The sequence below is a fragment of the Arsenicibacter rosenii genome, from assembly GCF_001870735.1.
In the GTDB taxonomy this organism is placed as follows: Bacteria; Bacteroidota; Bacteroidia; order Cytophagales; family Spirosomataceae; genus Arsenicibacter; species Arsenicibacter rosenii.
Genome location: NZ_MORL01000048.1, coordinates 1 through 11,387 on the forward strand (window position 1 = coordinate 1; position 11,387 = coordinate 11,387).

Below are 11,387 nucleotides of genomic sequence, written 5' to 3' on the forward strand. Positions count from 1 at the left end.
CCCTGCCAAACCTGCCGACCACCCTGACGACACTCGTTGGCAGTACGCTCTCGCTGTCGGGTCTGTGTCCGACCGGTGTACTGGCGCCGCTCACCAACCTGACGGCCTTAGGTGGTATTATCCCAATAAACACCACAACGGCGGGGGTACAAACCCTCAGCCTGATCTGTAACAACAACGGTTGTATCAGCCCGACACAGGTACTGAATCTCAGTGTCCTCGGCGGTAATCTGATTCCGGGTGCTGTTTCGCCGATCTGTCTGGGCCAGGTATTAAACCTGCCACTGACAGGTACAGGCCCGCTGAGCGATCTGACCAGCAATCTGGTTAGCTTATCTGTGACAGGACCGGTGAACCTGACGACTACGGTCCTCGGCCCCGGCCTGATCCGTATCAGCGGATTAACAGCCGGGACAAGTAACCTGACCATTACACCGTCGGTCTCTAACATTCCGCTGACACCGATTACCGTGCCGGTCAACGTCGTCAGCCTCTCGGCAGTTACCGGTCTGTTACCAACACAAACGGTCGTTCAGAACACAACACTGACTCTGGCAGGCACCTGCCCGACCGGTGGTCTACTGAGCTATACCTCTTCCGGCGGTACGTCGGGAACCGCCCTGAGCGGCGTTGGTATTCCGGTAGTTGCCAACGTACTGGGCGGACAGTCCTATACCGTTGTCTGTACGGATGTAAACGGCTGTATCAGCCCGTCGACCGTAGCCAACCTGTCTGTTGTATCGCCATTGCTGAACGTACTGCAAGGCCCGCTCCTCTGCGTTGGCCAGCCGGTATCCCTGACGCTGTTGCCGGTTAACTTCGGCCTGACCGATCCGCTGGTAAATGTCGGCATTACCGGACCAACCGGTGTAACGGCTTCGGCAATCGGTTCAAACGGCGTTGTTACCCTGTCTGGTTTATCATCGGCAACAACAACGCTGGCCGTCAGCGTAAGCGTGGCCGGCGTACAGGTGCTGAACCTGCCGGTAACGGTAAATGCACTGCCACTACCGGCCGCACCAAACCTGCCGACAACGCTGACGGCTTTAGTCAACAGCACGCTGTCGTTGTCAGGTCTGTGTCCGACCGGTACGTTGGGTACACTGCTTAACCCGTTACAGGGCATTATCAATGTACCGACAACCACAACCGGCATTCAGAGCCTGACACTGACCTGCTCAGGCGCGAACGGCTGTATCAGCCCGACATCTATCGTCAACCTGTCTGTTGTTTCGCCATTACTGAACACCCTGACCAACACACCTATCTGTTTAGGTTCACCGCTGGCCCTGACGCTGGTTCCGCTGAACTTCGGCATCAACGATGGTGTGGTTAGCTTATCGGTCAGCGGCCCGGTTAATTCAACGGTTTCGGCCATTGGGTCAAACGGGGTTGTCAGCATCGGCAACCTGCCTGCGGGTACGTCAACCATTACCGTGACAGCCCGCATTGCCGGTATCACCGTAAATACCATCACGGTTCCGGTTTCTGTTCTGAGTACCCCTCCGCCAGCCGTAACGACCATCTCCGGTCAGACGGCGTATGCGGGAGGTCAGACAGCGGTATCGGTAACGGCCAACTCAGGCAACGTACTCTTCCAGGCTTCCTGCCAGAACGGCGTCGTGAGCTATACCGGCTCAGTCGGCGGCGCGGTGAATACAGGCGCCCAGATATCGTTTATTACGGTTCCGACAACTACAACCGGTGTCTTTACCTATACCGCGATCTGCGTAAACGGCGCGTGTGTAAGCACCGGTACTGTTGTAAGCGTAAGCGTTGTGAATGCAACACCAACCAACCTGCCACCGGCATTAGTTGGCGGCGGTATACCATCGCCGCAATCAGCCACGGTGAACGTTGGGTTCAGCTTACCGGCCGCCAATTACTTCTCAGATCCGAACGGGGATCCGTTAACCTATGCAGCCACCGGTTTACCGGCCGGTCTGAGCATCACGCCGGGCACGGGGGTTATCAGCGGTGCTCCATCCGTATCGGGTACGTTCCCGGTCACGGTAACGGCCAACGACGGGAAAGGTGGTACAGTAACGTCGTCATTCACGCTGAACGTTGCTCCGGCAGCCGTAGTGAACCAGCCGCCGGTACTGACGAACGCACTGCCTACGCCACAATCGGCAACCGTGGGTATAGCCTTCAGCACGACAACGGCAGGCGCCTTCTCTGATCCGAACGGCGATCCGCTCAGCTTTACGGCCAGTGGCTTGCCAACCGGCCTGAGCATCAATGCTGCTACCGGTATCATAAGCGGGGTACCGGCCGTATCCGGTACGACCGGTGTGGTCGTCACAGCCAGCGATGGGAAAGGCGGTTCGGCACAAGGATTCTTTATCCTGAACGTATCGCCGGCTCCGGTGAACAACCAGCCACCAGCGCTGGTGGGCGGTGGTATCCCGTCACCACAATCGGCCACGGTAGGAGTTGCCTTCAGCACCACAACGGCAGGCGCCTTCTCCGATCCGAACGGTGATCCGCTCAGCTTTACCGCCACCGGTCTGCCAAACGGGCTGATTATCAACCCGGCAACGGGTGTGATCAGCGGCGTACCAACGACATCCGGTTTAGCCGGTATTGCGGTTACGGCCAGCGATGGGAAAGGCGGTTCAGCAACGTCGACATTTATCCTGAATGTATTGCCGGCACCAGCGGGTAATCAGGCGCCGATTGCCGGTATTATTCCGTCGCCGCAGTCGGCCACAGTGGGTATTGCGTTCAGCACGACAACGGCTGGTGCCTTCTCCGATCCGAACGGCGATCCGCTCAGCTTTACCGCCACCAACTTACCGGCGGGCGTTACGATTAACCCGGCTACCGGTTTCATCAGCGGCGTACCGTCGGTATCGGGTAACTACGGTATCGTTGTAACGGCCAACGATGGGAAAGGTGGTATCGCTCAGGCGGTCTTTGTCCTGAATGTGTCTCCGGCAGCAACCACGAACTTCCCGCCAACACTGGTCGGTGGGGGTATCCCGTCGCCACAATCCGCGACGGTCGGCCTGGCCTTCAGCACCACCACGGCAGGCGCCTTCACCGATTCGAACGGTGATCCGCTCAGCTTTACGGCAACCGGTTTACCTGGCGGTCTGAGCATTGATCCGACATCAGGCGTGATCAGCGGCGTACCATCGGTATCGGGTAACTTCCCGATCACCGTGACGGCCAATGACGGCAAAGGGGGTACGGTCCAGGCGATCTTCGTCCTGAATGTATCGCCGGCACCGGCCGTGAATCTGCCGCCTGTGTTAATAGCCAACCTGCCATCGCCACAATCGGCAACGGTGGGTGTGGCCTTCAGCACCACCACGGCCGGGGCGTTCTCCGATCCGAACGGCGATCCACTGTCGTTCTCAGCCAGCAACCTGCCTACGGGTCTGGCCATCGGACCTAATACCGGGATTATCAGCGGGACACCTTCCATATCGGGTACCTTCGGCGTTATCGTCACTGCCAGTGACGGACGCGGCGGTTCAGTACAGGCAGCCCTCGTGATCAACGTAGTGCCGGCGGCGGTCATCAATCTGCCACCGACAATTGTCGGCAGCGGTATTCCGTCGCCGCAGTCGGCCACGGTAGGTGTTGCCTTCAGCACCACCACGGCCGGCGCCTTCACAGATCCAAACGGCGATCCGCTCACGTATGCAGCAAGCGGCTTGCCGGCAGGCTTAGCCATCTCGCCAGCGAGTGGTGTCATCAGTGGTATTCCGTCTGTATCGGGCACCTTCCCGGTTTCGGTATCGGCGAGCGATGGCAAAGGCGGCACGGCTCAGTCGTTCTTTATCCTGAGTGTCGCACCGGCACCGGTAACGAACCTGCCACCGACCCTGGTGGGCGGCGGCATTCCATCGCCACAGTCGGCAACCGTTACCATTGCCTTCAGCACCACCACAGCCGGGGCGTTCTCCGATCCGAACGGCGATCCGCTCAGCTTTACCGCCACCGGTTTGCCAACCGGTCTGGCTATCAGCCCGACAACGGGTGTGATCAGCGGGGTACCATCCGTATCGGGTAGTTTCGGTATCGTTGTAACGGCCAATGACGGCAAAGGGGGTACGGCTCAGTCGGCCTTCGTACTAAACGTTGTTCCGCTGCCAGCCGTAAACCAGCCGCCGGTTGTGACTGCTTCATTGCCTTCACCACAGTCCGGAACGGTTAACGTAGCCTTCAGCACGACAACGGCCGGGGCGTTCTCCGATCCGAACGGCGATCCGCTCAGCTTTACCGCAACGGGCTTACCCGGTGGCCTGGCAATCAACCCGACAACGGGTGTGATCAGCGGCGTACCAACCCAGTCGGGCTCATTCGGGGTAACCGTGTTTGCCAATGACGGTAAGGGCGGCAGCATTTCAGCACCATTCACGCTGACCATTTCGCCTGCTCCTGCTATTAACCAGCCACCGATGGCCGGCACGATTCCATCGCCGCAGTCTACAACGGTAGGGGTTGTCTTCAGCACGACAACGGCCGGGGCGTTCTCGGATCCGAACGGCGATGCGCTGACCTTCTCGGCCAGCAACCTGCCAAACGGTCTGTCGATCAACCTCACAACGGGTCTGATCAGCGGGATTGCGTCACAATCGGGTACGTTCGGCATTGTCGTAACGGCCAGCGATAACCGTGGCGGCAGCGCTCAGGCGTTCTTCTTCCTGAACGTAGCACCGGCTCCGACCGTGAATGTTCCGCCAAGCCTGGTGGGCGGCGGTATCCCGTCACCACAGTCAGCCACAGTAGGTGTTGCTTTCAGTACCACCACTGCCGGGGCCTTCTCGGATGCCAACGGCGATCCGCTGACCTATTCAGTTGCCGGTTTACCAGCCGGTCTGAACATCACGCCATCAACGGGTGTGATCAGCGGCGTTCCTTCCGTGTCAGGCACCTTCCCGGTTTCGGTAACGGCCAATGATGGCAAGGGTGGTTTCGCTTCGTCTGTCTTTATTCTGAACGTATCCCCTGCTGCCGTGGTCAACCAGCCACCGACAGTGATAGGAAACGGACTGCCATCGCCACAATCGGCAACCGTCGGTGTGGCCTTCAGCACCACCACGGCAGGCGCCTTCTCTGACCCGAACGGCGATCCGCTGACATTTGCGGCTACCGGCTTACCAACGGGTCTGGCGATTAATCCGGCAACGGGTCTGATCAGCGGTACACCATCAGTGACCGGCAACTTCGGAGTCATCGTTACGGCCGGCGACGGCAAAGGTGGTTCTGCTCAGGCAGCCTTCATCCTGAACGTAGTACCGGCTCCGGTTGTGAACCAGCCGCCGGTACTGGTGGGCACGGGTATCCCGTCGCCGCAATCGGCCACCGTTAACGTAGCGTTCAGCACGACAACAGCCGGGGCATTCTCCGACCCGAACGGCGACCCGCTTACCTTCTCTGCCAGTGGCCTGCCAAACGGGCTGAGTATTATCCCGTCAACCGGGGTAATCACCGGTGTACCATCTGTCTCAGGCACATTCGGTATCACGGTGGTAGCCAACGACGGCAAAGGCGGTTCGGTTTCGTCGATCTTCATCCTGAATGTATTCCCTGCTCAGGCAGTCAACCTGCCTCCGGCAATCGTTGGCAACGGTATCCCGTCGCCACAGTCGGCGACGGTGAGCGTAGCGTTCAGCACCACCACGGCGGGGGCCTTCTCCGATCCGAACGGCGATGCGCTGACGTTCTCTGCCAGCAACCTGCCAAACGGCTTGTCGATCAACCCGGCAACCGGTCAGATCACGGGTGTACCAACCACCGTCGGCAGCTACGGGATTATCGTTACGGCCAGCGATGGCAAGGGCGGCACCGCCCAGGCAGCCTTTATCCTGAACGTAGTACCGGTTCCAACCGTGAACCGGTCACCAGTCGTAACCGGCAACGGCTTACCATCGCCACAATCCGCGACGGTGAACGTAGCGTTCAGCACGACAACGGCCGGCGCCTTCTCGGATCCTGACGGTGACCCGCTGAGCTTCTCGGCAACCGGTCTGCCAACAGGGTTGAGTATCATCCCGTCGACAGGCCTGATTACCGGCGTTCCATCAGTATCGGGCACCTATGCCATTACGGTATTTGCCAATGACGGCAAAGGCGGTACGGCCTCGTCAATCTTTGTCCTGACTGTATTCCCGGCACCGTCGGTGAACCTGCCGCCGGCAATTGTTGGAAACGGCATTCCGTCACCACAGTCAGCCACGGTAGGCATAGCCTTCAGTACGACAACGGCCGGTGCGTTCTCCGATCCGAACGGTGATCCGCTGACCTTTACCGCACAAGGCCTGCCAACGGGTCTGGCCATTAATCCGGCAACGGGCACCATCAGCGGTGTACCATCCGTTTCGGGCACTTATGGTATTATCGTTACGGCCAGTGACGGAAGAGGTGGTTCGGTTCAGGGGGCCTTCATCCTGAATGTATTCCCTGCCCCAACGGTGAACGTGCCACCGACCCTGGTTGGTAACGGTATTCCGTCGCCACAATCGGCAACGGTAGGCATCGGATTCAGTTCACCGGTAGGCAACTTCTTTACAGACGCCAACGGCGATCCGCTGACCTTTGCTGCCAGCGGCATGCCGGCAGGGCTGAGCATCAACGCATCAACCGGCGTCATCAGCGGTGTACCATCGGTATCGGGTACTTTCCCGATCTCGGTAACGGCCAACGATGGCAAGGGGGGTACGGTTTCGTCGATCTTTATCCTGAACGTATCACCGGCAGCGGTGATCAATCAGCCGCCGGTAGTGGTGGGCATTGGTATTCCATCGCCACAATCAGCGACGGTGACGATAGCCTTCAGCACGACAACCGCCGGTGCGTTCTTTGATCCGAACGGTGATCCGCTGAGCTTCTCGGCAACGGGGCTGCCAACGGGTCTGGTCATTAATCCGGCCACCGGGGTCATCAGCGGGGTACCATCCGTTACGGGCAACTTCGGCGTTATTGTCACGGCCAACGATGGCAAAGGCGGTATCGCATCGGCGCCGTTCGTGCTGAACGTGTTCCCGCTTCCGGCCGCCAATCAGCCACCGGTTCTGGTCGGCAACGGTATTCCGTCGCCACAGTCGGCAACGGTCAACGTAGCGTTCAGCACCACCACGGCCGGCGCCTTCTCCGACCCGAACGGTGATCCGCTCACCTTCTCGGCGACAGGTCTGCCAACGGGTCTGGCCATTAACCCGAATACAGGCGTCATCAGTGGTGCGCCATCGGTATCAGGAACGTTCCCGATCTCGGTAACCGCCAGCGACGGCAAAGGGGGTACGGCTACCTCGGTCTTCATTCTGAACGTGGCTCCGGCACCGGTTGTCAGCGGCCCGCTGGGCGTAACGGTTGTTGCTTATGACTGCGTAACGGGAGCCATTACATTCGGCCGCGTTGGTGGTGATCAAAGCCGTCAGGTTGAATACCTGGCCCTGAACGCCACCGCCTGGACAACGTCACCGTTTGCGTCCATCGGCGCCGATATCCGCAACGATCCGACGATGACCAGCATCGTGGTATTTGCCCGTTACGTGGGCGATGCCGGCAGCGTGGTCACGACGACGTTTAACTTCCGCACCTTCTGCGGTAGCCAGGGGAATGGCGCACCGGTCTATAACGGCTCACTGGCCAACCAGACCGGTACGGTAGGTACGCCGTTCACGTATACCTTCCCGGCCAATGCCTTTACCGATCCCGAAGGTCAGAACCTGACGTTTACAGCAGTTGGTCTGCCACCGGGCTTAACGTTAAGCGGCCGTACGATCAGCGGCACACCGCAGCTCCAGGGCGCTTATGCCGTAACGATCCTGGCGCAGGATCCGCAGGGAGCCTCAACGACAGGCACATTCACGATCACGATTAACCCGGCACCGGTTGTCGGTACACCGCTGGCCGTTACTGTCGTGAGCTACAACTGTCAGACCGGTGCGATTGTCTTCAACCGCCTCGGCGGCGATCCGAACCGTACGGTTGAGTACTTTGCCATCGGTGTCCGGCTGAACAATGCCGCGCCATACAGCACGAACCCGAACGGTACGATTGAAGCCGAACTGCGGAACGACCAGAACCAGTCAACGATTACGGTCATGGTCCGTTATGTAAACGATCCGACATCGACGGTAAGCTTTTTGTATAACTTCCGCACACCATGTTCAGGCCAGACACCAAACCAGGCACCGGTTTACAACGGTGGTCTGCAGAATCTGGTCGGTACAGTCGGGGTGCCGTTCAGTTATACCCTGCCTAGGACGCTGTTTACCGATCCGGAAAATCAGGCAATCACACTGGGTGCCGGTGGCCTGCCACCGGGAATCATCCTGTTGAATGGGGTAATTTCGGGTACGCCGCTCACAGCAGGTGTTTACGAACCGGTTTATATCTTTGGCTTTGATCCGCAACGTCTGTTTGCTACGGGAACCTTCCGGTTTACCGTGAACCAGCCGACAGCCGGCAATCAACCGCCGATTGTGACAGGCTCGATTCCGAATCAGACCGCTACGGTAGGTATTTTCTATACCTACACGATTCCGTCGACCGTGTTCCGCGATCCGGAAGGTCAGGCACTGACGTACAGCATCTCGGGCGCACCACGCCGGTTAGAGGTTAACGGCAACGTCATCAGTGGCTTCCCGCTTATCAACGGGGTCTACCCGATCACGGTAACGGCTATCGATCCGCAGGGCGGTCTGGCCAGCGTGACCTACCAGCTGACGGTTTTACCGAACCCTGGTTGTGGCAGCGATCCGGCTACGCTCGGTCAGCCGCTTGAATTATTGCAGCCTGATTACAACTGTCAGACAGGGGTGATCAAGTTCAATACACGCGGCGGAAACGGGGCAACCATCACCTATGCCGCTATCGGTATCACGGTTCCGACCAACGATTGCTACGATCAGATGGATACCGAAGTATCTGTTGACGTACGGAATGACCGGCCAAACGTTCAGCCGTTCATCATCCGGGCCATCCAGAATGGCGTTGTCGTGCAGTATGCATTCGATGCCCGCGCCTACTGCCGCGGCCGTGCCCGTGAAGCAGCGGGGGTAACGCCGTCGCTCGACGTAACGGTGATGGGTAACCCGACCAACAGCGATGCGGTTGAGGTAGAAATCCGTGGTGCAGAAGGCGAACCACTCCGTCTGCGCGTTGCCGATCCAACCGGTAACGCCATCAACGAACAACACGTTGATCAGGCGGGTGCGGTTCAGCGCGTACGCGTACCGCTTAGCCGTGCGGCCGGCGTTTACCTGTTACAGGTAAGCTCGCCGACACGCACCAAAGTAGTTAAGGTCGTTCGCCAATAAACGGCAACCGACAAAAGGATAGCCTGACGGTAAACGCTCTCCCGCCAACAGACGGGAGAGCGTTTTTTTTGTTCTTTATCTCTAGAATTCAATAGCTTTGCCTTACCCGACATATATAACGTTGACACCCTTTCCTTCTCATCTATGCGCCCCCGGCAACTTTACCTTTTTTATCTGTTCCTGCTGATGCTGAGCCCTGCGGCTATGGCTCAGGTATATACCCGGCATTTAGCTTCCGGGAATGTGAACGACTTCAATAAAGCCGGAGCGTCAGGCGTAACCGCTGCTCTGCCCCGCCGCACACTGAAGGCCGTTGATACACAGGCGCTGCTAACGGAGGATGAGCAGCGCACAAAACTCGGCTTACCCGACCGCATGGGGGTCGACATTGACGTACAGGCTGACTTTATGCAGATCGCTGCGGTAACTACCGAAGGGAACCTGCAAATCGCCCGGTTTCAGTTCGATGTTCCGTCGGCACAGGGGCTTAGTGTCCTGTTTAACGCACTCACCCTGGCCAGCGGCGCCCAGCTGTTCATCTATAACACTGACCAAACCGTGCTGATCGGGCCGGTTACGGAAAAACAAAACGGAACCAAATTCTGGTCGGATCTGGTAACGGGGGAACACGTTGTAGTCGAGTTGAAAGAACCCCTGGCGGTTGCCGGTCAAAGCATTGTGCAGGTCGGGAAACTCATTCAATATTATCGCTTTGTGCCTAAGTTCGGGTTCAACACGTCCTCTTCCTGCGAAATCAATACGGCCTGTTATCCCGCCTATCAGAACGAAGCCGATGGCGTGGCCATGTTGCTGACCTACTACAGCCCTTATACCTATGCCTGCACGGGCTCTATGCTGAACGCCACCCAACAGAATTTCCGGTCTTTTTTGCTGACAGCCTTTCATTGCTTTGACTTCTCGGGAGATGGCTCTCTGCAAACAGCAGAACGAAATGCGGCTGCCTCTACGCAGGTTCGCTTCCACTGGGAAAGTCCTGTCTGTAGTCCTACCGCTGCCGACAATGTTTATCTGACACTCACCGGCAGCACCTTGCAGGCAGCTTACGCCAGTTCCGATTTCACGTTACTTGAAATCAATCAGCAGGTGCCGCCATCCGAAAACATCACGTACCTGGGCTGGGACCGTAACAACAGCAACTACAGCGCGGTTTTCGGCATTCATCATCCCAGTGCCGATATCAAGAAGATTTCGTTCAGCAACAATGCAACGTCATTCATAGGCACCGTTATGACAACGGGCGGGAACTACTATACCAGCCCGGGCGCTACCCACCTGAACGTCACCTGGAATGCCAGTCCGAATACACTTGGGGTAACCGAAGGGGGCTCTTCCGGTTCGGCGCTTTTTAACGCCGACCGGCGGGTAGTCGGGCAACTGCATGGCGGTGGTTCATTCTGCACATCGCCTACCTCGCCCGACCAATACGGTCGTATCTATACGTCATGGACAGGCGGCGGCAGTCCGGCCACGCGGCTCAGCGACTGGCTCAACCCCGCCGGCAGTACAGCCACCACTACCAACAGCGTTAAAAGTCAGGTTTCCGGACCGGCTGCTTTTGTGTCAACCGCTACATTTTCGCTCAATTCCGGCAGCAGCATCACGTCCTGGGTGGTAACCGGCGGAAACGGTGTGATCACACCAACCAGCGGAGCCGGTAACGTCGCCAGCCTGACAGCGACAGGCACTGCGACAGGAGCAACCATTACGTTTTACATCAATGCGGGGCAGAGCTATCCGATCAGCTTTACGAAAAACATTAATGCCAGCGCCGGAGAAAACTTCCCGCCTATAGCGAGCACCATTCCAGCCCGGACAGCAACCGTCGGCAGCCCGTTTTCATACACTGTCCCTGCGTTTACTGACCCCGAAGGATTGCCTATAACTTATAGCGCAGCGGGTTTGCCAAGCGGGCTGTCCTTCAATGCCGCCACCCGCGTCATCAATGGGACACCAACTGCTTCCGGGACATTTGTCTCCAGCATCACCGGCACCGATCAGGGCAACCTTGCTACATCCGTTGCTTTTTTATTCACGGTAAACTGTCCCGTCACCAGTATCAACGCCAGCGCCGCCACGGTCTGTCTG

2 protein-coding genes are annotated in these 11,387 nt (G+C 58.2%); both read left to right on the plus strand.

Annotated features, from left to right (window positions below):
- A partial coding sequence (locus BLX24_RS33710) for a putative Ig domain-containing protein (RefSeq protein WP_177225953.1) occupies positions 1-9,281 on the plus strand: 9,281 nt, incomplete at its 5' end.
- A gap of 144 nt (positions 9,282-9,425) precedes the next feature.
- Positions 9,426-11,387, plus strand: a 1,962-nt coding sequence (locus BLX24_RS29020; RefSeq protein WP_071506729.1) for a putative Ig domain-containing protein, incomplete at its 3' end; no start/stop codon positions are given.